Origin of the sequence: Falsihalocynthiibacter sp. SS001 (genome assembly GCF_042445055.1) — a bacterium.
In the GTDB taxonomy this organism is placed as follows: Bacteria; Pseudomonadota; Alphaproteobacteria; order Rhodobacterales; family Rhodobacteraceae; genus Falsihalocynthiibacter.
Genome location: NZ_CP170339.1, coordinates 2787501 through 2810392, shown reverse-complemented (window position 1 = coordinate 2810392; position 22892 = coordinate 2787501). Strand labels below are relative to the sequence as shown.

General features: G+C 53.9%; 17 protein-coding genes (1 of these 17 only partly in view). 3 read left to right on the top strand and 14 right to left on the bottom strand.

The genetic code is table 11. The features are described 5' to 3' along the window. Positions 1 to 152 precede the first annotated feature (152 nt). Both ACFE33_RS13440 and glf read left to right on the top strand, forming a co-directional pair. Positions 153 to 1127, top strand: coding sequence for a glycosyltransferase (locus ACFE33_RS13440; protein ID WP_380054342.1), 975 nt, complete (start codon positions 153 to 155; stop codon positions 1125 to 1127). 85 nt (positions 1128 to 1212) lie between these two features. Then, positions 1213 to 2343 (top strand): UDP-galactopyranose mutase, encoded by a 1131-nt coding sequence (glf, locus tag ACFE33_RS13435; protein ID WP_380054339.1) that lies wholly within the window; start codon positions 1213 to 1215, stop codon positions 2341 to 2343. A gap of 3 nt (positions 2344 to 2346) precedes the next feature. On the opposite strand, the gene ACFE33_RS13430 is transcribed toward glf, so the two are convergent. The 5 genes from ACFE33_RS13430 to ACFE33_RS13410 form a co-directional block, all read right to left on the bottom strand. Next, positions 2347 to 3453: a hypothetical protein gene (locus tag ACFE33_RS13430; protein WP_380054337.1), complete on the bottom strand. Its 1107-nt coding sequence runs from the start codon at positions 3451 to 3453 to the stop codon at positions 2347 to 2349. Between the two features lie 115 nt (positions 3454 to 3568). Then, positions 3569 to 7330: a glycosyltransferase gene (locus tag ACFE33_RS13425; protein ID WP_380054334.1), complete on the bottom strand. Its 3762-nt coding sequence runs from the start codon at positions 7328 to 7330 to the stop codon at positions 3569 to 3571. A gap of 256 nt (positions 7331 to 7586) precedes the next feature. Beyond that, the gene (locus tag ACFE33_RS13420; RefSeq protein ID WP_380054331.1) at positions 7587 to 8906 is read right to left on the bottom strand and encodes an HlyD family type I secretion periplasmic adaptor subunit; all 1320 of its coding nucleotides are present in this window, start codon (positions 8904 to 8906) and stop codon (positions 7587 to 7589) included. Continuing rightward, positions 8903 to 11098 carry a type I secretion system permease/ATPase gene (locus ACFE33_RS13415; RefSeq protein WP_380058722.1) on the bottom strand — a complete coding sequence of 732 codons (2196 nt, stop codon included), beginning with the start codon at positions 11096 to 11098 and terminating at the stop codon, positions 8903 to 8905. Before ACFE33_RS13415 ends, ACFE33_RS13420 begins: the two co-directional genes overlap by 4 nt. A gap of 72 nt (positions 11099 to 11170) precedes the next feature. Next, complete coding sequence (locus ACFE33_RS13410; RefSeq protein ID WP_380054329.1) at positions 11171 to 12580, bottom strand: TolC family outer membrane protein; 1410 nt, start codon at positions 12578 to 12580, stop codon at positions 11171 to 11173. Positions 12581 to 12736: 156 nt separating this feature from the next. On the opposite strand from ACFE33_RS13410, the gene ACFE33_RS13405 reads away from it, so the two are divergent. Further along, positions 12737 to 13429 carry an OmpA family protein gene (locus ACFE33_RS13405; RefSeq protein WP_380054326.1) on the top strand — a complete coding sequence of 231 codons (693 nt, stop codon included), beginning with the start codon at positions 12737 to 12739 and terminating at the stop codon, positions 13427 to 13429. Here ACFE33_RS13405 and ACFE33_RS13400 read toward each other — a convergent pair. The 9 genes from ACFE33_RS13400 to ACFE33_RS13360 all read right to left on the bottom strand — a co-directional run. Further along, a complete protein-coding gene (locus ACFE33_RS13400; RefSeq protein ID WP_380054325.1) occupies positions 13426 to 14364 on the bottom strand; it encodes an MYG1 family protein in 939 nt (312 codons plus the stop codon). The two genes, ACFE33_RS13405 and ACFE33_RS13400, sit on opposite strands and share 4 nt — an antisense overlap. Before the next feature lie 91 nt (positions 14365 to 14455). Further along, a complete protein-coding gene (locus ACFE33_RS13395; protein WP_380054322.1) occupies positions 14456 to 15724 on the bottom strand; it encodes a hypothetical protein in 1269 nt (422 codons plus the stop codon). Beyond that, positions 15721 to 17223 carry a VWA domain-containing protein gene (locus ACFE33_RS13390; RefSeq protein ID WP_380054319.1) on the bottom strand — a complete coding sequence of 501 codons (1503 nt, stop codon included), beginning with the start codon at positions 17221 to 17223 and terminating at the stop codon, positions 15721 to 15723. The genes ACFE33_RS13395 and ACFE33_RS13390 overlap by 4 nt, the downstream gene beginning before the upstream one ends. Further along, positions 17216 to 18202 (bottom strand): VWA domain-containing protein, encoded by a 987-nt coding sequence (locus ACFE33_RS13385; protein ID WP_380054316.1) that lies wholly within the window; start codon positions 18200 to 18202, stop codon positions 17216 to 17218. The genes ACFE33_RS13390 and ACFE33_RS13385 overlap by 8 nt, the downstream gene beginning before the upstream one ends. Further along, a complete protein-coding gene (locus tag ACFE33_RS13380; protein WP_380054313.1) occupies positions 18202 to 18678 on the bottom strand; it encodes a DUF4381 domain-containing protein in 477 nt (158 codons plus the stop codon). Before ACFE33_RS13380 ends, ACFE33_RS13385 begins: the two co-directional genes overlap by 1 nt. Continuing rightward, the gene (locus ACFE33_RS13375) at positions 18675 to 19610 is read right to left on the bottom strand and encodes a DUF58 domain-containing protein (RefSeq protein ID WP_380054311.1); all 936 of its coding nucleotides are present in this window, start codon (positions 19608 to 19610) and stop codon (positions 18675 to 18677) included. Before ACFE33_RS13375 ends, ACFE33_RS13380 begins: the two co-directional genes overlap by 4 nt. 9 nt (positions 19611 to 19619) lie before the next feature. Beyond that, positions 19620 to 20597 carry an AAA family ATPase gene (locus ACFE33_RS13370; protein WP_380054308.1) on the bottom strand — a complete coding sequence of 326 codons (978 nt, stop codon included), beginning with the start codon at positions 20595 to 20597 and terminating at the stop codon, positions 19620 to 19622. Positions 20598 to 20689: 92 nt separating this feature from the next. Further along, positions 20690 to 22234 carry an arylsulfatase gene (locus ACFE33_RS13365; protein WP_380058720.1) on the bottom strand — a complete coding sequence of 515 codons (1545 nt, stop codon included), beginning with the start codon at positions 22232 to 22234 and terminating at the stop codon, positions 20690 to 20692. A gap of 196 nt (positions 22235 to 22430) precedes the next feature. Then, on the bottom strand, positions 22431 to 22892 hold the final stretch of the coding sequence (locus tag ACFE33_RS13360) for a multiheme c-type cytochrome (RefSeq protein WP_380054305.1). It continues 1497 nt past the right edge of the window; only the last 462 of its 1959 coding nucleotides appear in the window; its start codon lies beyond the right edge, outside the window — the gene reads right to left on this strand; the stop codon is at positions 22431 to 22433.

Here is a 22892-nt window from a genome sequence, read left to right as displayed (position 1 = left end):
GGGCAATGTAGGCACACGGCTCATCACAGGCGTTGCGCGGCGTGCAATTGGCGTGCTCCGAGGACCTGCTCAATCTCCTAACATTACATGGTTCTAGTTGACCTAGCGGAGAGAGTGTGACCTATGTGCGGAAATTAGTTAGCGTAAGATAAATGACATTACACGATACGAATAAATCGCTGGTTGCTGTGGTGGTTACGTGCAATCGGCTCGATAAGCTACAGGTCACTCTTGCGCGTCTATTGGATAGTCCGGCGGATGAGCTTCTGGCCATTGTACTGGTGGATAATGCGTCCACAGACGGTACTGACGCTTGGTTAAATGAACAAACCGACGATCGACTGGTTGTCTTGCGAGAAGAGACGAATACCGGTGGCGCCGGTGGCTTCTATCGCGGGATGAAAGAAGCTGTTTCGCGGTTCGATCCTGATTGGCTGGTCGTGATGGATGATGACGGTCGCCCTGAAGTAGGTGCTCTCGCGAATTTTCAGGCCCTTGATGTGGCGGAATGGGACGGGATGGCGGCGGCCGTTTATTTTCCTTCTGGGGAGATTTGCGAAATGAACCGTCCGTCTCGCAATCCGTTCTGGCATTTGCGAGAATTTTTTGGTGCGATGCTGAACGGTCGCGGTGGGTTTCATATTCGTCCCGAAGCCTATAGCCGATCAGAGCCGTCGCCGATTGATGTTACATCATTCGTTGGGTTCTTTATTTCGCGGCGCGGTTTGGAGATCGCGGGTTATCCCGATCCAAAGCTATTCATCTATGGCGATGACGGGATCTATACGCTGGGTTTGAGCGAAATGAGCGGTAAGATGTGTTTCGAGCCGCGTATCAGGTTTGAGCACGATCTCTCGACATTTACCGCACAGCGTGGACGGTTCCACCCAATGTGGAAAATCTATTACTATCATCGCAACTTGCTCATGCTGTACCGCCTTGCCGCCGGGGTATTCTTCTGGCCGGCCTTGCTGTTTATTATTCCAAAGTGGCTCTTTAAGATACGGGACCACAAAGATGACAGAGCGCTTTTCCTTAGCCTCATGTTGCGCGCTATTCGCGACGGAATTTTGCGCCGACGGGATGTACGTCACACGCAAGTGCTTGAATGGGCACAGGGCAAGTAAGTTCAGACCCGACCGTGCCCTCGACGAATTGCAATTACGCCATAGGCCCCCTAGATTGCTCCAACCAAGCGGAGAGGGAAGCTAAGTGAACATTCTATGTGTCGGGGCGGGACTTTCCGGAGCGGTGATTGCACGTAAGCTTGCCGAAGCAGGGCATAGCGTGACGGTCATGGATGAACGCGATCATATCGCGGGGAATTGCCACACTGAGCGCGACGCTGAGACTGGCGTTTTGGTGCATGTGTACGGCCCTCATATTTTTCACACGGATGACGAAGAAGTGTGGAGCTATGTGAATTCGTACGAGCGTTTTCGGCCCTATAAGAACCAAGTGAAGACAACTTCACAGGGGCAAGTTTTCTCTTTGCCTGTGAACCTCCACACAATTAATCAGTATTTCGGTAAGACAATGGGTCCTGACGAAGCGCGCCAATTTCTTCAGCAAGAGCGTGCAGACACTTCCATTGAACACCCCAAGACCTTTGAGGAGCAAGCCCTGAGGTTTGTTGGCCCTGAATTGTACGAGGCGTTCTTTAAGGGATATACCGTAAAGCAATGGGGGCTTCATCCGTCACAATTGCCGGCGTCTATTCTAAAGCGCTTACCCGTTCGCTTTAGCTACGACGACAACTACTTCTTTCACAAGTATCAAGGTATGCCAGAAAACGGCTATACCAATATGGTCGCGAATATACTGGACCACGCGAAGATCGACTTGAGGCTTGGGACCAAATTTGTCCGCGATCAGGCGGCAGATTACGAACATGTCTTCTATTCGGGTCCGCTAGACGGGTGGTTCGATTACTCGTTAGGGCATTTGGGCTATCGTACATTGGATTTCGAACGCTTTACCTATGACGGGGACTATCAGGGCTGTGCTGTGATGAATTACGGCGATGAAGAGGTTCCCTATACCCGCATCACCGAGCACAAGCATTTCGCGCCTTGGGAGAGCCACGAAGCCTCCGTTTGCTATCGTGAATTCTCGCGTCAGTGCACGCCCGACGATATCCCGTATTATCCCATCCGGCAGGTGCAAGAAAAAGCACTGCTTGCCCAATACGTTGAGTTGGCAAAGAATGTCCAGAACACGACCTTCGTCGGGCGCTTGGGCACTTATCGCTATCTGGATATGGATATCACTATTCGAGAAGCACTGGACGTCGCGACGCATTTCACCAAAGAGCAAACCGCGCCGCCGTTCCTGCATTCATAGCGTCTAGGGAATGATCCGACTTAGGAAACGAATGACCCAGCTGCGCCCCCAAACAGCCTCGCGCCGCCGAATTTTGTCAAGTTTCGAGTAATGATCCAAGACAAGCGTTTCTTCTGACTTGTGCCAATCGTGGGCGGATCCCTCTTGCTGCAAAAGGGACTTGATACGTGCAAATACCGCGTCGATATCTTCCGCGTGTACGCAGTAGTCGTTCATATACCAGCCAATAAAGCGCGCAACGCTGTCTTGATCTGCAATTTTGATGGTATCAATTGCCGCTGGTATTTTAGCTGCGTGATTCACTTGCGAGGTAAGCTGGCGATAGTCCGAGGTTCCGAAGCTTATGACAGGCTTGCCATGAATGAGCGCTTCAAACAGCACGCCAGAGTTTGCGCCCATGACGGCGTAGGCCTTGTCCAATACTTGATGAACTGATGCGTCGGTCGCTTCAAGACCCGGGTACTTCTTAACAAGTTGCTGAAGAGATTTCTCAATATGGGGAGACCGACACAGAGGATGGCGTTTGACGACCAGCGGTAGGTCAACTTTCACGCAGTGACGGGCCGCCACCTCAAGCGCTTCCATTTGGTCTATGTGAGCAAGGCTTGCAACTGGATCATCAATGGTCTGCAGCGGGAAAAACAGAAACCTCTCGGGCAAGCGCTGCTCGGATGTGGACGGTTGGCTGTATTTAGAAATGTTGTTCTGAAGGAACTCTTGCCGCCACTTTTCGACCGTTTGTTTGCCCTTCCGAAGGTCAAAATTTGCTATGTTTTCCTCAAAACGTTGCGGATGCTTCGCTAGCTCCGAAAACCCGCCATACCCCATGCGATCAATAGTATAGTACGGCGGAATATAGCTCTCTTTGAGGCGCAGTACTCGCCGTGTCTCTCCATGGGAATGAAACGAAAACAAAAACGAGTCTGCGGGCGCGACGCGGGGGGCATCGTCCGTGCCGAACGGCGCATCGCGAAGATCGACACGCGCCTCAAACCTGCTTAAGGCTCCGAGCAAGCTTGAATAAAACACCCGATGTCGTTCGCCATCCAAAGAGTTCCGAAACCAATGCACCGGCACTTCAAGGATCACCTTCAATCGGTCAGATGTCATTGTTGTTGATCCCTTTAGGCGCTGCACTATAAGTGCGGGTTGCCCCTGAGTATTTTAAACACAGGGGCAAATCAACTCTCGTCTCCGGGTGCGACGCAGTTGCGCGCAAACGCTTTTATCTCAACTCGCCAAAGGGGAACATGATGCGGCCAACGGCACGGCGTAGCGGACTGCGAATGCTGCGCGCAAAGTAAATCGGATCTTTGGCAAGCGCGTCAGTTAGGTTGGATTTTCCCATCACGTTTGCCACGAGCTTTATTGGCGGCAGCCAGATGCGGAGGATGCCAAAAGGTCCCATGGGATTGAAATTCGGATACAGCAACGTAGTGATAAACTTATGCCGATGAGACCAGTTGAAGCGCGCATATTCGGCGGGTTCTTTGCGGAAACTGTCGATCATTTCGGGATTGGCGCCGCGGCGTTCGTAGAGTGCTGCGATCAATGGAGAAAGGCCCCAATAGCGCCAGCCAAACAGCCCATAGTTGATGATCGTTGCTGGGCGGCTCGACGCATGCTTCGACTTTTTCTGGATCACTCCGCCGTTCTTGAGAGAGGCTTTGAGATAAGCTTCAGAAACGATCTCTACCTCCTCACGATAAATCGCGATCTCTTCCGGTTTCGGCTTTGCGGGACCAAACAGAGCCGTATCACGACCCAGATAAGTCTTTGCGATTTCTTGGTTTACTTCTTCAGCATCACTCATGATTTCATGCGCGGTATCGTCAGGAACAATCCAAGGCTTCACAATGGGAAGCCCTTTTTCGGTCCGCCATTTTTGAAGACCGGTAGTCGCGTCCTCAATGAAATCAAAGTAGGCTTCGCGGCTTGCGAATGGTTTGTTGTTGAATACGCGAATGAGCTCGACGTGCGTCGCTGATAGCGATGCTTCGTTTCGGTCCTTTGGCTCGGGCATAGAGGCGAGTTCTGGCAGTTTCGTCGCCTCTGCGAAGTCTGAAACAAGATCGTTTCCATGGAGCTGAGCCTTCTCGAAGACACGCACTTTGACGTTCTCGCGGCCAATTTTCCTGGACCAAGCATCAAGTGGGATGCGGTAATCAAGCAGCTCTTTGGTCTCTGGCTTGTTTAGCCATTCATCAAAGGCGACATCGACTCTTCCGACGGCACCTCCGGCTGCAAACTCACAATACTGAGCGTTGGCCCACTCATCCTGGCGACGCAGATATGCGATCATCTCAAGCGGGTAACCCTCAAAATAGTCAGCAATCGCAGGGGCATGTTTGTGAAGAAAGAATGCTTCGCTTGAAACAATGATGGTGTGAATATTGCCCTGCATCAGCGCAAGACCTGCCTCGACATACTCGCGGAATTCTGGAAGGTTCTTAAGCGCCGACCTCGTCAAACTGCTGTGGCCAGCTTGTTTGTGCGGACGATTTTTTTGCCAAAAGAGACCGATTTCGGGGAACCACACACCCGCCCGAAGTAGAGCGGGGCGGTTTTTCTCTAGCATGTGCTGAATAAAGGTGCTGCCGGTCTTGGTCGCGCCGATATGCACAATTACCCGTGGTTTTGGTTGAGTGGGTGCGGATGCCACATCCGCTTTAGTAACGAGTTCATTCCGCGCGTATTTTGATAGCGTACTTTGAAACATTGCCTCGGTGTTATTCTGAGGTTCTTGCAGCAACGTTTCGTAGAGCGTCGATTGGCTTATCGGAGCAAGGTCCAAGGCATTTTTCAGCATGTCCCAGCGCTCGCACAGCATAGCCGCGATCATGAGGGGATATGCCGATGTGTCCAGATATCTTGGGTTCAGATTTCGTGCGGAAATATCGAAGTCCTCGGCGCGAAAATCGCATCGAACGAGTTGCTCACGGATAGAGAGAATAAACTCGTGCTCTTCTTTTTCCCCTAGCTCCCGATAGTGGTCATAGGGAGTGGAAAGCAACATAGACTGGATGAATTCTGAAATCTGGAAGTTCAGATGCGGGCGAAGCGGATGATCAAGCTCTAGCGCTCCAGCCTCAAGGTAATAATCGAACGTCTTGCGGAAGTTCTCGAACATCAACTCATAGTCGCGCGTTTCGCGCTTGCGGTGCGAGATAGAGTTTGCCCGAACTCGATACGCAGGCCCCTTAATCGGGAACAGACCTATCGCCTCAGCAGTCGTGTATGCCTGATGCAGGAACGCCCGCTCTTCCCAGCGTTGGGTCACAAAACGAATGTTGTTTTCCAGCAAGAAATCTCGACGATATAGCCATGTCCAGCAATGCCTGCTTTGCAGAATCTCTGGTGACTCGATGAAGTCTGTTTTGGGAATTCTATTCTGGAAATGCCGCTCGGATTTGTCGGCGCGCTTGTGGAGGAATTTTCCATTGTCGTCGAAAACGGCCTCATACGCTTTCTGCGCGCGGGCCATGTCCAAATCGTTTTTCTTGGCACTTTGGTAAAGCTCTCGCAGCATATCGTCGTTCGACAGCCAATCATCGCCATCCAAGAGCCATACATACTCGCCGCTGGCCGCTTCAATCCCGCGGTTCCGCACCATACCAAGCTGAATGTTCTTGCCCAAAACGAGCGGCTTGATACGTGGGTCCTCAGCTGCAAGACGATCGATAATAATTTGCGACCCATCCGGGCTGCAATCATTGACTGGAATGATCTCAATGTTTTCAAGGGTTTGGCGTTGAACTGAGGCGATACATTCTTCGATGAAATCTTCTACGCCGTAAACGGGAATAATAATGGAAACGGCTGGTTGCTCGGATTTTTTCGGCGCGATGGTTTCAATCGAGTGGGGGCGTTTTTCTTCAATAAATGAGAGTACATCTTCAATCTCTGCCGGGCCTTCGACGCCGGGAATATGGTAGATTGAGTACCAGATGTAAAAGTAGTGGAATAGTTCCGCGAGAGTGCGCTGTCGCTCTCTGTGCGGGATTGTCTGTCTGTCATCGGTAAGCCCCCAGCCAGCATAAAAGGGTGCGCCGAAGGTCACGACCTTTTTGCCGGCAAAAAGGGCCTCGAGTCCCATCTGGCTTGTGCCAACATAGACCGTATCGACGAGCTCAAACAGTGCGTAAGGATTTGCTGGCGCGCGCAGCAGGCGAATACGTCCGGTTGATTGCAGGTGCGCATAATATCCCGTGCGCTTTCCCTTCATCCACTCCGCGTCGGGATGAGTTTTGACAAGAATTTCCGCATCTGGGTTCTCGTCGATGGCCGCTTGGAGCATTTGCTCGAACTCGGCCTCGCCGACTTTGCCGTATATCGTGGAGGCGTCAGCGAATGCTTGGTCGCACACCAGTACGCGGCGCTTAAACCCTTCGGTCATGACCGGAGCAGTTAGCGGTTGTGCGTTATATTTACTAATCCGGTTGCCAACGATCCGCTCCAGCAGGCGCTCGGCGCGTGCAAGCTCTTTGGGAGTGGGTTCGGCATCGCTATTGAGTTTTCGATTTAGGCGATTGGAGTAATCGGCCATGAAATAATGTGCGATATCGTCATAAACGTAGCCAAGACAGGCGTAATCGGGGTTCTTGTCTTGCGTGCTATGCGCCCAACTGTGAGAGGTCGCTAGGAAACTGGTCTCAATTAGGAGCGGGTTCTTATCGCTGGGCATCGCATCAAACAGTGCGACGGCGCCCTTATGCGAACGTTCTTTCTCGGGATGAATTGTCCCGTGGCATATATAGGAATCGCACGCGCTAATTTCGTCGCTGTCAACGGACACGGCATTAGGGAAAAGATTGCGAAGATTTGCACCGAAGCGAACATCAAGAACTTCTTCGATAAGCCCGATGCCTACCTTTTTGTCCTTAAGTGAAAGAACGTACTCACGTATGTCGATATTGGGATCGTGCGCCTTCTGGTCGCTATCTAATAATTTCTTGAAACGGCGCAATGAAGATTGGTTGTTTCCCATACCGTCAAAGTTTCCTTTGTATTGTTTTGGCAAGCCCGCGCGGCAAAAATATAAGGTACTAATCTTATGCTTCCTTAAGGCGAATTCGTCCAGCACGCAATGATGCATTCTGGGGTGGGCGGGTAGTGGCAGCGTTTCCTTTGCTTCCTCATGCTCTTCAGTGAAAATTGCGAAATAATTAGGCGAATTGAGAGAAAACGGCGAGTCCTAGGCGCTTACAAGGGGGGGCTGGAGGCCATTGAGCAGGACATAAATACTACCGCTCTCGCATGGCTTCGAGTTGGGCTTTGCGGAATGGTTTGAGCAGGTAATCCAGAATTGTTCGCTCGCCAGTTAGGATATCAAGTGACGCTACCATCCCCGGTCGGATTTCTAGAACTTCTCCGTTGTGTTCCAGCATGTTTTTCTCTGTTTCGACGATGACAGGGAAGTAGATTTCGCCGGTGGCTTCATCCTGTTCTGCGTCGGCGCCGACGCGGACGACTTGGCCTTCAAGGGATCCGTAGACCGTGAAATCAAACGAGGTGAGCTTTACTTTGGCACCCAGACCGGGGCGAACGAATGCGATGTCTTCTGGGCGAACGCGGGCTTCGACTTGGAGTTGATCGTTTGCGGGCACGATGCGCAGGACTTCTTCGCCTGGTGCGACCACTGCGCCCAATGTGTTTACGTTCAGTACCGACACGATTCCTCGCACTGGCGAGCGTAGCGCGGCGCGTACAACCACGTCCGAAGCGCGCTTTACGGTTTGGTCTATCACGTTGAGCTGGTTCAAAGTTTCCGAGCGTTCAAGGCTGATTTGGGCGCGCCGTTCTAATGCGGCCTCTTGGAGGCGGGCGTCGGCTTCCTGAATGGCGGCTATTGCTTGGTTAAGGCGGAACTCCAGCGCATCGCGCTCTTGGGTGCGGGCGGATTTTTCGCGCTCTAGGGGGATGATCTGGGTGCGAGGGATTACGCCGCTTTGGGTCTTTAGGTCTATCTCTTCTTCGAGGAGGGCAAGGTTTTCGTTCACGCGCACCAATGCGGCGCGCAATTCGTCACTTTCCTGTTGTCGCTGCTGCTGCTGAGCTTCTAGCACGGCGCGCTGTCCAAAATACGAGGCACGGCGAGAGTCGAAAAGCGCGACCTCTCGCACGACAATCGGATCGTCTGGGTCAAAGTCAGAATCGCTCAGATCAAATTCATCCAGATTGGCGCGCTCCGCCTCAAGGCGAAGATTGCGTATCTGCAGCGCCTTCTGTTGCGCTTCATACTCACCCAAACTGCTACCAGAGCCGATATCATCCATCCGAACCAAGACTTGGTCTTTCTCGACGATATCCCCTTCGGAAACTAGAATTTCGCGAACGATCCCGCCTTCAAAACTCTCGACAGTACGCGCTTTGCCAGAGGGGACAACGCGACCCGTCGCGCGTGCCATTTCCTCAATCCGCGCGACAGAGGCCCATGTGATCCCTGCTACAAATAGGGCGACCAGCACCAAAAGGAGTACCGTCAACAAGCGGGATGAGCGGCCAAGGTTTGCCGCCTGACTTCCCGTTGCGAAATCGCGGAGTTCCCAGTTGTTCTTGCTCATTTGGGCACCGCTTTCGTTAGGGTGCTGAGGCGGTCAAGTACGTCCTCCTTAGGACCGTCGGCGATAACACGTCCCTGATCTAGAAATACAACGCGATCGGTCAGTTCTAGCAAGCCCATCCGATGCGTGGACACAATGAGCGTCATGGGACGTTCCTCGAGGGCTGCTTTCAGGCGTTGGATAAAAAGTTTCTCGCTTTGGCTGTCCATTGAGGATGTCGGCTCATCAAGGATAAGCACATCGGGGCGTGGAAGAAGCGCGCGTGCAAGCGCGATCATTTGACGTTGCCCACCAGATAGGTTCTTGCCGCGCTCAAGGATCGGCATCGCAAACCCTTCAGGGTGTTTTGCCGCAAGACGGTCGACGCCCGCGGTTCGCGCTGCGCGAAGGACATCCTGCATCGTGGCGTGCGGGACGCCGAAGGCAATGTTTTCGGCCAACGTACCAGAGAATAACACAGCGTCCTGCGGTACCAGTTGCACATGCGAACGCAGGACAACGGGGCTGATTTGCGAAAGGTTCAGACCGTCAATCAGGACCAAACCCTCACTTGGTGCATATAGCCCCGCCATTAAGCGCACGAGGCTCGTTTTGCCAGCACCCACTGGCCCAATGAGGGCAATGCGTTCGCGGCTCTTGGTCGTTAGGGAAACCTCGCGAAGGGAGGGAATTTCCGTTCCGGAATATTGCAGCGAGACATCCTTGAGTTCATAGGCTCCATCGTCAACCGGAGTGTTAAGTTTCTGCGCACTTGCGGTGGCATCGGACGGCAGGCTCATGAGGGTATTCAGACTCTTGAGCGTCGAGAACGCAAAGCTCGCCCGCGTGAATAGCGCCGAGAGCGCCGCCGTCGGGGCCAGAGCGCGTCCCGAGAGGATCATCGCCGCAATCACTGCGCCCATAGTGATAGAGCCGTCGAGCGCCAGATAAACGCCCGTCACAACGATCCCGATGGAAGAGAACTGCTGCGCAAGTGTCGTTACAGTCGTTGCAAAGACTGAAAGTTTGCGGGTGCGTTCCTGTGTGCGGGCGCTTTCGGTTACGCTTTTTTCCCAGCGCCCTTGCATGCGGCCTTGGCCAGAGATCGCCTTGAGCGTTTCCATTTCCGCCACGGCCTCGACGGCGACGGCGTTCTTGATGCTGCTGTTGGCGCGAGTGTCGTTCGAGGCTTTGCGGAGCGGGAAGAGTACAAGCAAACCGATCAGAATAACCGTTACAAACGCAATTGCTGGCGGATAGGCGAGCGGGCCGCCCACGTAATAAATTACGCCGATAAACAACACGCTAAACAACAGGTCCGTAATCGTCGCCACCGTTTGCGACGAGAAGAAATCCCGAACTTGCTCATAATCCTTTAGGTTATTCATCAATACGCCCGACGGCTGTGTCAGGCTCTCAAGTCGCAGATCCGAGATGTGGCGAAAGATAGACGCGGACACGGACTGATCCACTTGGCGGCTCACCCTGTCCACCACGCTTGATCGCACCCATTTCAGAATGGCGTCAAAGACAAGGGCGATGCCAACCCCCGCGACCAGCGACCAAAGCGTTATGATCGCCGCATTCGGAAACACCCGATCATATACGTTCATGGTGAAGATCGGCGAAGCTAGCGCGAGTAGATTGATGACAATTGAAGCCAAGATCACTTGCGCATAATCCGGCCAGAACTTGCGTGCGATTGACCAGTACCAGTGCCGCAGGGTCGTTTCTGCCGGCTGCGCCGCTGTCGTTTCCGATACCGGTTGGCGCAGAAGAAGGGCGTGGCCGACATAACTTTTGCGAAGCTCTTCGGTGCTCACGGTTATCGGATCGTCAGAGCGGGCGGGCCAGATGATCTGGCATTCGTCCTTGCCAAGCCGAACAAGCACACAGGCCTGACGGTCGGTCAGAAAGAGGATGCACGGCAGGACCGCTTCGGGTAAGTCCGCCAGTCTGCGGCGTGTCAGATGCGCGCGAAAGCCAACATTCTCGGCCACGCCAAGCGCAATTTGCGGCGTAAAGAGCCCGTCGCCCGGAAGAGCAACGCCAGCAGTCAGAGTCTCTGGCTGTATTTCTCGGCCAAATAATTTGGCACAGGCCGACATAGCCGCAACTAGCGGATCAATTGATGCGCCGCGAAATGCCCATTGTGGTTTCTCGGCTGCGCGAGCGGTTGGTTTCTTTGCCCGAGCAGTAGGCCTTACGACAATCTTAGGGGCTGTTTGGCCCGCCGGCGTTTCGTCTTCTTGGTGAGAGTCGTGTGATATTTCGGGCCTCTCTTACTATTCCAAAGTCTTGCGCCATGCGCTGAAGGAACTGGCGTCATACAAACGCTGGTCATTCTTGGCATTCAAGTCGCGCACGCCTTCGTGCTGGCGCGCATATGTGCGTGCGTCCTCTGGTGGCTCAATCCCTAGAGTAGGCAGCAGGATGCCAATTGAGGCAAGGACCCGATACTTCACATACCGTTCCGCGGAAATTGCGTTCACGAGGTTGGCTTCGGACTGAAAGAGCGAGGCCTGCGTGTTCAAAACATCCAGCAACGAACGTTGCCCGACTTCAAACTCTTTCTCATAAATGCCGCGCAACTTGCGGGATAGTTCCGATTGCGCGCGGATCGCATTTGAGCGCCGTTGCGCTGCGCGCAGTGTGGACCAGCTTTGACGGACTTCTGTTTCTACGCGTCGCGTTTGTGCCAGTAGGGTGGAGCGGCTCTCGGCGGCTCTGCGAAGGTGTTCCTGACGGTTTGCACGATTGGAGGAGCCTTGGAATTCATAACGAAGTACAAGGCCGATGCGCGCATCCGACACGCCCCCTTCAAATCCGCCAAGGTCTTCGCCGATACGCCCATCCGCTTCGAGAGACAGAGTGGGATACCTATTTGAGTCAATGCGACGCGAAAGAGCCTCGCTTGCGCCCACATCGGCCTGACCGAACAGGATTGTCGGGTTCCGTTGCCGAGCGATGGCAAGAGCATCGTCTATCGTGGCCGGAATTCGTGACCCAATAGAAGGCACTGTTCCAAGGTTTGTGGGCGCTACACCGACAACGGCGAGGAACATGGTCTTAGTGTCTTCGAGGTTATACTCAAAATCGATAATGATATCTTCGGCCTGAATCATGCGCTCTTGGGCTTGGTTCAGATCGCCGACGCCAACGATCCCGCTGTTGTATGCGGATTGGATGCGGTTAAAGACGTTGCGGTGATACTCAAGGTTCTGGCGTGCAAGGGACAGAAGCTCTTGTGTCCGCAGAACATCGGAATAGGTGCGGATTGCCTCTAGCGAAAGAACCTCTGAACGCTCCAGAACACGGAACGCCGCAGAGTCGATGCGATAGGCTTGGCGCTCAACTTCGGAGCGCGTTTCAAAGCCATCAAAGAGCATTTGCGTAATGCGGCCCGACAGCGAATATCCCGAAATCGGATCATCGGCAGCAGTAAGGTCAGGAATAGTGCTGCCGTTATCAACACTCGCGCCGGCCCAAGCCTCAAGTTCTACTCGCGGCGCATAAAAACTGCGTGCTTGCTGCAGTTCGAACTCGATCGCTTGTTTGTTTGCTTCGGCTGCCTTGATGTCTGGGTTTGTCTCAAGGACGTAAGAGATGGTTTCGTTCAACGATAGTGCTTGCACGCTTGCAGGAAAAAATGAGACGCAAGCGAAGAGAGCAAGTAGTGAGGGCGATTTTATCATTATTCGGTCCTCTTATTTAAATAATATATGGTAAAAAGATACACCAGTATCGTTTCTAATCAAATGTTAACGCAAAAAAGTTGCAAAACTCAAAGGTTAAAGCATACTCTAAGTAAATACATTCAATTTGTGTGTCATTTAATATACGAGGTTGAAATGAAGCGTTTCGCTCAAGTTCTGGGAATTTTATTCGCCCTCTCGTTTGCTCCGAACCATGCGAATGCGCAGGAATTCGGTGTGATTAATTTTGATTTTGACTCAACAGAGCTCGACGCAGTGGCGCGGCAACAAATCGTTGAAATCGCTGCCAAGCTGAACGCTTCGACGAGTTACAAGCCCTCGATCGTTGTTGGATACACCGATGCGGTCGGGACGAGCGGATATAACTATGATCTCGGGCGCCGCCGTGCCGAAGCTGTGCGTGCTGCGTTGCTTGCAGCAGGGGCCACGGTGGATCGAATTGGCACAATTGAAAGCCGCGGCGAGAACGAGCTTCTTATCCCTGTGAGCGTTCCAGAGCGTCAAAACCGCCGCGTTACGGTGAAGCTTGATGATATTTTGGCGGCTTGTCCAAGCTACAGAAATATAACGCTTTCTCGGAATGCAATCGGTGCAGAGCTGCAAAATGATCTGGTCGCAAAGCTGGATCGCGCGGTGTCGGTATATAACAGCTATACCAAGAACGGTTTGAATTCATCCGCCTATCAGATGGCAGGTGCGGCGCGGGAAGATTGCGGCGAAGCGGTAGGCTACTCAGATGGCTCGGTTCGCAAGCTGGAGTACGCCAAGAAGTGCTTCTGTAACTCCGCGCGCCTTGATGTGGCGATGGGCAAAGTGCTCCCTAATTAGGGGAGCGCCAGCGCGTCGTCCTTTGCTTCTTCGACCGCAATTTCGGCCATCTTGAGGATTGCTTCGCGTGTCCTGGCTGCCGCGATGAAACGGCCGTTATGACAGAATGTTGCACCCTCAACTCCGCTTGCTTCTTCTAGTTCTGCGTTCGTAAGTCCCGCCCAAGATTTCGGAAGGTCCGCACGGAGTTCAAAACCCTCTTCGTTCTTGCGGATGCCGCCAATCGACCAGTCCTGACCGCGTGGCGTTACCACAAACAAGAGGTGATCCGCGCCCATTTTCACAACGGTCGGTCGGAATGGCATACCCATTGGCAACTCAAGGATTGGGCTTTCACCTGCATCATTGACGGCCTTTTCCACCACAGATTCCGCGCGCAGTTTGGCCGCGATCCGCGCGATGCGTGCCTCTGCGAATGCACGGGCAACGGTGAGTGCATTGTGAAACGCTTCGGTCTCTGCCTCGGTATCGGTGCGGTCGAAGACTGGCTTAAGTGATTCAAGCAGCGCAGGAAGCGTCATGCCCGCAAGTGGACCTGCGATTGAGGGGCTAAGAACGCCATTGTCCGTCAGATCAATTGGCAGCACGAAGCTGCGATCAAATGAACTGTGTACCGCGTCGATGTGGTCATCTGGGATGCCCGTCGCGCGCAGATAGTCATGGCCGAAGTGCTTCCAGATTAGCCCAAACGAGCTATAGGGCTGCTCATCATCGCGCAGCGGTGCGCCGCGCTGGTGGTGGTCAAAGATACGGGCCTCTGCATCATAGTTTCCGCCCACATCATAGATCACCCGATCTGCAGCAGGCGTAATCCACTTGGGATCGCGGGTTCTGACGATCTCGGCTTCTGGGAAAAGGCGCGTGAGGATAACCGAGGAGAGGAGCTCATCCGCGTGGAAACCCCCAGAATGGGTTACGAGGAAACTTGGAACCATTTGAAATACGCCTTGCAATATTGGGGGAAAAGTTGGGCGTAGATAATGTAGTCATCCCCCAAAGATCAACCCGATTATATGCGCGTGGCGATTATAGCCCCTGATTTCCAAATCCTTGGCCGACCTTGATGTGCCGCTTTGGCGCCGTTCCCAAAACCGTACGTAGCGGATAGGGCGGGCAGGATTTGCGCAGGGCGTGGGACACATCGTTCCAAAGTTTGGATTGATCAGAAGAGGATGCGCCAGCCGTTCCATAGGTTGCATGCGTTAGAGCGATGAGCGCCGAAGACAATTCCGGCGAGTGCGGCTTGAGCGTGTCGGTGGCGGCAAATAGCGCGGTAAGATTCCGCTCCTTGGCCGCCGACTGCGCACGCTTGTTCATAGCATGGCGGGTCGTGGTATAATTCGCGTCCATCTGCAGTTTTGCACGGCGTATACGCGGACGGATGTATTTTAGCCAAAGCCAAATCACGACGGCTATAACAAGCAGGCCAATCACAATCGACGCGATCAAATTGCCGTCGATTGCGCGGGAAACTGCGCTGGGCTGTGTAATTTCAGTTGTGATGCCGGGGAGGGTTAGGGTCTCTACTGCGTTGGACTCGATGTTGAACCAATCCAAGTTAATGTCGGGTATCGTCGCAGAGCCCGCAGTCTGAGCGATGTAAACGATCCTTTCTTCACGTTTGCCGGACATGATCCCACGATCCGAGGTCTCGGATACGCTTGGATCTTGCGGATAGGTTGCAAGGCCCGCGATTTCTTCACCGTCGGACATTGGTGGAATGAACAGCGGCGATGTCCCGTTGATCGTTACTGTAATCTGGCGCTCAATTGAGTCGCCGACCGCAATCGGGCCGGACTCGGGCGTGAGCGTTTGGGTTGCCGTTAATCCTTTGGCCACGAGTGGCGGATCAAGGTCTCTGGCTCCTTGAGGGAGGGTCGCAAGGATTTGAAACTCTGGCGTTTCGCCTTCATAGGTCAAGACTTCGTCGGCATTGTCGGGTGAGACATAGAAGAGCGTGACATTCTGCGGCGGGATATTGATCGTGCCCGACTCCATAGGATAGAGCCGATACGCGCGCGAAATCCCTGACCACGTTTCGCCATCTATTTGTTCGCTCAGGGGAGTAGAGGAGCGTTCGGGCAGACGCATGATGATATTCGAAACCTCAAACGTCGGAAAGATTGGCGGCTTGGGCATATAGGTGGGCACCAAGACCTTGAGACGCACGATATAGGGCTGTCCAACGGTTACGGGCTCTTCTTCAAACTCGAACGAAATTTGCGGATCTTGTGCCTGCGCGGGGATTGCGAGCGAGAGAACAGCAATAATACCGGCGATAATTCTGTGGATCATTCGCTCGCCTCCGATGCTTCGAGGCGGAAGCGCGTGCCCAGAAATTCTCCGACGTTCGTGTTGACGCTTCGCATCCATTGCTCGTCGGTCATGGCCGCCGCTTCGTCGCCCTGCGAAATGACCATATCCTCGCCTTGGCCGCTTTCGTTATCAAATACGGTGTCGTCCGCGCCGATGCCTGTATCCTCGCCAGTGTCGGATTGAGCTTGGGTGCTTTCGACGAACTTAACGATTGCCTGAGCGACTTCTAGGTTGTGCTGTGCGACCTCATAGTTTGGATCGATCTCCAGAGCTTTTTCAAACGAGCGCACGCCATCGCGGTATTTTCTGTGCCGCAAGTACGCCATTCCCTGATTTGTTGCGGCCTCAGCGGTATCAAATCGTCCGTATGCGGCGGCGGACTCCTCGTATTGGCCGCTTATGTAGAGCGAATACGCTTGCCATTCAGGATCTTGGAACAGTTCGGCAGCCTTGGAAAAATCCTTGTTTTGATACGCCCGCCACGCTTGTTGATCCTGGGTCAAGAACCAATCCTTGATGCCGTCGGCATGTGCCGCGCGCGGCAGTGGTATCATCAACAAAAGGATCACCGCCCATTGCATTGTCCAACCGCGGCGGAACGTGAGCAAAACTAAGAGCGCGACAGGCCAAGCAAACAGCCAGCCACGATCGTTCCAGTCCTGAGTTTCGTCATCCAGCAGCGCTTTGCGATAGGCCGAGAGCACCTTGCGCTCAACGTCATTTAGGTCTTTGTCATCTACGGTCATGTGAACAACGGAGGAATTCGGAATAGAGCCGAGCTGTGGAACCTCTAGCGTTGATGGACCCGCAATGAGAAACACGATAGGCGCCCGCTCATCCGCATTTTCCGAAAAGGCATTTACATTCGCAGGGTTGAAATCATCCAGCACAAACAGGTGTGCGCCTGGCGATTCTGAACGTGCCAGCTCTATCTCGGCCTGCGCAAGTGCGAGGTCCGCTCGATCGCCGTCTATTGGCATTACGGCAGGGGAAAGCCCCTGAAGGTATGAGCTGATGATGTTTGGGTCTTGGGTAAGCGGCGCCACCCGATGCGACGTTCCCGCATAGGCAAATAGCGCCGTTTGCGCACCTGTGCGCCTCGCCACGAGGTCCTGAATCTTGAAACTCGCACGCTCAAGTCGTGATGGCTGAAGGTCGTCGGTTTCCATCGAAGGTGTAACCTTGAGCGACACGATCAGCGGTGCTGTCTGAGCGAGAAGCGGATTGGGCACACGACTCCATGTAGGGCCGGAAACCGCAATCGTCAGAAGCGCGAATGCCAGCGCCAAGGTGTCAATGGGAAAGAAGCGCCGTTTCTCATCGGCCCCGACCAAGAGCGCCTTGGCCAAATGCGGCGCAATTCCCTGTGTAAGTAATTCAGGCGCCTGTTTTTTGGGGCGGATGATCCACCAAAGAACCAAGATGACCGGCAAAAGAATAAGCCATTCGGGACGGATAAAGTGAAATAGACTAAGCATGCTGCCTCCTGAATCGGGAAGCGATGAACAGCCACAGAAGCGTTGCGAGCGTAATACAGAGCGCAAGCGCTAGCGGGATGTGCGCAAGGGACTCGCGGGGTTGGTATTCTGCGCTGTCGATAACGCGTGGGTTTTGCTGGTCGATCTCGTCATAGATCTCTGACAGACCCTCTGCATCATTGGCGAAATAGAACGAACCGTTCGCACGCCGGGCGATTTCCTCAAGCGTTGCGACGTCCACTCGGTTCTCGCCCTCTGCGTTTTCGTCTCCCACGGCAATCGTTGAAATGCTGACGCCCTGCCGCGCGGCGATATCCGCAGCATTCAGAGGCGTCATGCGGCTGTTGGTGTCGGTGCCGTCGCTCAGGAGGATGATGAGTTTGCTTTCAACATCGCTACCTTCGAAGGTATTAAGGGAAAGCCCAATCGCATCCCCAATTGCGGTGTGGGGGCCGGCCATGCCAACTTGGGTTTGGTTCAAGAGTTCGGCTGCGGTTTCAAGGTCCTCGGTGAAGGGGGCCTGAAGATATGCGCTTGAACCAAAGATAATAAGCGCCACGCGGTCGCCTTCGCGCTCGGCGATAAAATCGGCGACGACGTCTTTGACAACCTCAAGGCGCTGTTTGGCGGTGCCGTTTGGCGCTTCCATGTCGCGGGTGTCCATCGAGCCTGAAATATCCACGGCAAGCACCAAGTCGCGGGCCGAGGTCTCGATTGTGATCGGCTCACCCAGCTTTTCGGGGCGAGCAAGGCCAAGAACGACAAGGCCCCAAACGAGTGCGCTTGCAATGAGCTGCACGCGCGTATGCGATCGCACAATCGCACCGGTGGATTGGGATATGCCCGCAGCTTTCGTGAGCGATTGAAAGAACGGAATGCGCACCGCAGACGAGATTTCCTTGTGCGGCGGCGCTTTGCGCCAAATCAAAAGCGGAAGCGGCAAGAGTAACAGGACAAAGGGTAGGGCAAGGGTCAACATTACGCGGCTCCCTTCACTTTGTGCTGTCTTATCCACTTATGCGCTTGAGGGGCCAATTTCGGGTCGGCGGGCATGTCCCGATAGGGTGCCAGCAACAGGCTTTGCCCAGCAGATGTATCCTTGAAGAGTGGCTTGCCCGCTGTGTCGTCAAGAAAGGCGAGCCAATCGTCACCGACTACTCCGGCGACCTGATCGCGGGGGAATGCCGCCAAGGCGGTTTGACGCAATATGCTTGCGATCTGAGTGGGATCATTGTCGGCGTGTCGCAGGGCCGTCAGCGCTTCGCGGCGATAAGCGTTGCGCTGGTGATGGCGGATAAACAGGCGAAGCAGGTAGGCGATGAGCAAGAGTACGGCAGCACCGAGCCAATACCATCCCGCGGTCTGTGGCATCATAGAGATGTCCGGCGGGGCCTCTGGCGGGATAAGCTCGTCATAGAGCTCGGAAAGCTGAAGTGTCGAGAGATCGGTGCTCATGAGCCGACCTGCCTGCGCCCGAGCAAATTAAGAAGCTGCGGTAGCGTATCTTGGGAACTGGTGAGCGGGATTACTGGAATGCCGTACTTCGAGGAAAACGCAAAAAGTTCGGAGAGGCGGCCCGATACGAATTCGTGCACTTTCTGACGAACTTTCGTTTCTTTGGTGCGCAGCAAGCCTTGCAACTGACCATCCGATACCACCAGTTCGATATCCTCGGGGAGTTGCTCGGAAAACGGATCGTTTATTGAGAAAAGGATCACATCGTTTTTCTGAGAAAGGGTGCGCAGATGTTTGAATGTTTCGTCGTTGATTTCGTCAAAGTCGCTGAAAATCAGAACCTGCCCATTCGTTTTTGCAAGCCGGGTCGCCGCACGTAGGGGGCGGTTGAGCGACATAGAGTTTGCTCCCGTGCCGGACGCATTCAGGGCGCAGTTGGCTTCGGCGAGGGTTGCGATGAACTGGCTTAGACCCTTGGCGCTTGCTTGTGGGCGAAGCTCGGTCATGTCGGTGTCGTTAAAGATGATCCCGCCGACACGATCCATTTTGGCGTGTACGGCTTGGGCCGCGAGCGCAGCCGCCTCTGCGGCGGTGACGGATTTCATGTTGTGTTTGCTGCCAAAGAACATCGACATACGCTGATCTACGATAAGCAACACAGAGTGATCGCGCTCTTCGGTATATACGCGGACGAAAGGCTCGCCGGTACGGGCGGTTACTTTCCAATCGATCGTGCGGATATCGTCGCCCTGAGAATAGTGGCGCAATTCCTCAAAGTTGAGGCCACGCCCCTTTAGTCGCGATGCGTGCTGACCATTCAGAATGCTTCGCGAGGGTTGTGACGGCAGGAACGAAATCCCGCGCGAACGGGCGGCGAGCGCCCTTAGGTGTGTCGCGTCAACGTGTATCCTTGGATCGATTGGGCTTGCCATAACGCGACCTCACGGCAGCGCAACGACCGAGAGGATCGTCTCAATGACCTTATCGGGCGTCACGCCTTCGCCTTGTGCCTCAAAGCTAAGCGCAAGGCGGTGGCGTAGAACATCATGGGCAACGGCGCGAATATCCGCAGGATCGACATAGTCACGTCCCGAAAGCCACGCTTGGGCGCGACCACATTTATCAAGCGCGAGGGACGCGCGCGGGCTGGCGCCCACTTCGATCCATCGTTCAAGCTCTTCGCTCAATGCACCCGGAAGACGCGTGGCGTAGACGATATCGGCCATATAGCGCTCCATCGCATCGGATACGTGAATGTCGATAATCTCGCGGCGCGCGTCAAAAATGACGGATTGTGGAATGGGAGCGGGCTTTTCGCTTTTCGTTTTCTGACCCTTCTGGCGTTCTTCGTTGCGCACAAGTTGAATTACGAGCACCTCGTCCTCGACGGGTGGATAATCAACACGCACATGCATCATGAAGCGGTCCATCTGGGCCTCGGGGAGGGGGTAGGTACCGTCTTGTTCAATCGGGTTCTGCGTTGCCATCACGATAAAGAGCGGTGGCATCTTGTGTGTTGTGCCCGCGACGGTGACTTGGCGCTCTTCCATTGCTTCAAGGAGAGCGGCTTGCACCTTTGCTGGCGCGCGGTTGATCTCGTCGGCGAGAACGATGTTGGCAAAGATCGGGCCCGGCTCAAACCGAAACTGTGCGCCATCCTCGGTTTGGTGATAAACCTCGGTGCCGGTCACATCAGATGGGAGCAAATCAGGCGTAAATTGGATGCGGCCAAAGTCGGCCTCAAGATTGTTGGCCATTGCCTTGACGGCGCGTGTCTTGGCCAAACCAGGGAGACCCTCAATAAGGAGGTTGCCGTCCGCAAGTAAGCCAATCAAAAGGCGTTCAATGACGTCTTTCTGACCGATAATGGAGTCGCCCATGCGGGCTTTCAGGTCTTCGATCTGGTCTAGGGTTGTCATGTCATTTCCAAATTATCGAACACTTAAATAAGTTTGGCGCCAAAGGTGAGACCTCTGGCGCCAAATAGATATTGTTGACTACCCAATAACTTTTATTGGCTCGTCGGGTTTTCAGTCATCGCTTCAAGAACACGCTCAAGAGAGAATGATGCCGCTTTTTGGCGCGGTGGGAACTCTTTGAAGGTCTCTAGGAAATTCGCGACATAGGCTTGGGCGGGTACCAGCATATAGGCGCGATCAAACATCCAGTCGTAGTAAGTGTTGGATGTGCGATAGGCGCGCTCATAGGGGTCGCGACGCAAGTTGAAGATCAATGGAATACGCAATTCTGTCCATGGCTCCATCCATGCGCGAAGAGTTGTGTAGGCTTTTTGCTCTAGGAACAAAAGTTTCCAGTCGCCGTACCTAAGAGCAGTCAGGTCGCCATCGTCCGAGAAGTAAAAGATTTCCTTGCGAGGGCCGGTTTCTTCTTCGCCCAGGATGTGAGGTAAGAAGTTGTAGCCGTCAAGGTGTACTTTATACTCGCGTCCAATGGCTTGCACGCCACCTTCTTTAAGCTGCTCTTTGATGTCTGGATTTCCTGCAATCGCAAGTAAGGTAGGCAACCAATCCATGTGGTGCATAATCTCGTTGCTCACGGAGCCGGCTTCGATTTTGCCTGGCCAACGTACCATTGACGGAACGCGCCAGCCACCCTCAAAGTTGGTGTTTTTCTCGCCAAAGAATGGCGTCATGGCTGCGTCTGGCCAAGTGTTCATGTGAGGGCCGTTGTCAGTCGAATAGTGAACAATCGTATTGTCGGCAATTCCCAACTCATCAACCTTGTCGAGAAGCACCCCAACATGGCGATCATGTTCGACCATCCCGTCGCTATATTCGTCTTGGCCAGAAATTCCGCGTAACTCTTCCTTCACGTGGGTTCGTGCATGCATACGGGTGCCGTTCCACCAAACATAGAAGGGTTGGCCCTGAGCGACAGCGCGCTCAATGAAGTCTGCAGCTGCCGCTACGGTTTCGTCGTCAACGGTTTCCATGCGTTTTTTGGTAAGTGGGCCAGTGTCCTCGACGGTTCCGTCAGCCGACGATTTAACGACGCCGCGTGGACCGAATGTCTCTAGGAACGTGCGACCATCTCCCATGACCAAGTCTGCTGGGTAGTCCTCGTTCTCGGGCTCTTCTTCAGCATTCAGGTGATAAAGGTTGCCGAAAAACTCGTCAAACCCATGGTTTGTCGGCAGCATTTCGTCCAAGTCACCAAGGTGGTTTTTACCAAACTGACCAGTCACGTAGCCTTCAGCCTTCAATAGACCTGCGATTGTCGGGTCGGCAACGTTCATGCCCTCTTTAGCGCCCGGAAGGCCGACTTTGGAAAGGCCGGTGCGAAAGACCGATTGCCCCATGATGTAAGAGGAACGCCCTGCGGTACAGGATTGCTCGCCGTAATAGTCGGTGAAAATCACCCCCTCTTCGGCGATACGGTCGATGTTCGGCGTACGATAGCCCATCAAGCCCATTGTATAGGCTGAGATGTTGGACTGGCCGATGTCATCGCCCCAAATCACGAGGATATTAGGTTTGCTGTCTTGGGCAATTGCCACGCTTGCCGTTAACGTCAGCGCAGCGCTGACGCCTAACATTCGTCCTAGAACTCTATTTGAGGATAAGGGATTCGTCATATCAATCTCCTACTGTTGTATTCATTAGCCATTTTGTTGGCCGCGCCGCACGTCAATAAAACAAGTGCCGCTATGGGAAAATTTTAGTTCACTATACATACAGCGCGTCAAAAAAATCAGGGAACCTGACGCGGCCTAAGGGTATATTAACCCGAGATTACTCCTCTGTGGCAAGTTGATTTTTCAGTTGTGCTAGATACTGATCGTCTGGGTTTAGCTCTACGGCGCGATCGGCGGCATCTCGCGCTGCGGGCAGGTTTTCGAGGGCCGCGTTGATGCGAATGATCATTCCCCAAGCGTCAATTAGCTGTGGGTCAAGCTCGACCGCTTCCTCGAATGCACCTATCGCTCCATCCATATTTCGAACGGTCAATGCAAGCCCGCCAAGAACCAGCTGGGTCTCGGGGAAATCTGCTTTTGCAGCCAGTGTATCCTGCCATTCAGACATCGCATTTTGCATGTCTTCGGCCATTCGCGGTGGCATATGGGCGATCTGCATCCCGAGGAAATTTCGCGCTGTTGCGATGCGAACCGCCTTGGCGGGGTCTTTGAACATCCCCACCAGCCGTGCGGAGCGTTCTGTTTCAGGTGCGCCGCGCTGTACGCCAACCGCTCCGAC

Coding starts and splice junctions, on each gene's coding strand:
- ACFE33_RS13440 (WP_380054342.1), top strand. CDS start 153: ATGACATTACACGATACGAATAAATCGCTGGTTGCTGTGGTGGTTACG.
- ACFE33_RS13430 (WP_380054337.1), bottom strand. CDS start 3,453: ATGACATCTGACCGATTGAAGGTGATCCTTGAAGTGCCGGTGCATTGG.
- ACFE33_RS13425 (WP_380054334.1), bottom strand. CDS start 7,330: ATGGGAAACAACCAATCTTCATTGCGCCGTTTCAAGAAATTATTAGAT.
- ACFE33_RS13420 (WP_380054331.1), bottom strand. CDS start 8,906: ATGAGCAAGAACAACTGGGAACTCCGCGATTTCGCAACGGGAAGTCAG.
- ACFE33_RS13410 (WP_380054329.1), bottom strand. CDS start 12,580: ATGATAAAATCGCCCTCACTACTTGCTCTCTTCGCTTGCGTCTCATTT.
- ACFE33_RS13405 (WP_380054326.1), top strand. CDS start 12,737: ATGAAGCGTTTCGCTCAAGTTCTGGGAATTTTATTCGCCCTCTCGTTT.
- ACFE33_RS13400 (WP_380054325.1), bottom strand. CDS start 14,364: ATGGTTCCAAGTTTCCTCGTAACCCATTCTGGGGGTTTCCACGCGGAT.
- ACFE33_RS13395 (WP_380054322.1), bottom strand. CDS start 15,724: ATGATCCACAGAATTATCGCCGGTATTATTGCTGTTCTCTCGCTCGCA.
- ACFE33_RS13390 (WP_380054319.1), bottom strand. CDS start 17,223: ATGCTTAGTCTATTTCACTTTATCCGTCCCGAATGGCTTATTCTTTTG.
- ACFE33_RS13385 (WP_380054316.1), bottom strand. CDS start 18,202: ATGTTGACCCTTGCCCTACCCTTTGTCCTGTTACTCTTGCCGCTTCCG.
- ACFE33_RS13380 (WP_380054313.1), bottom strand. CDS start 18,678: ATGAGCACCGATCTCTCGACACTTCAGCTTTCCGAGCTCTATGACGAG.
- ACFE33_RS13375 (WP_380054311.1), bottom strand. CDS start 19,610: ATGGCAAGCCCAATCGATCCAAGGATACACGTTGACGCGACACACCTA.
- ACFE33_RS13370 (WP_380054308.1), bottom strand. CDS start 20,597: ATGACAACCCTAGACCAGATCGAAGACCTGAAAGCCCGCATGGGCGAC.
- ACFE33_RS13365 (WP_380058720.1), bottom strand. CDS start 22,234: ATGTTAGGCGTCAGCGCTGCGCTGACGTTAACGGCAAGCGTGGCAATT.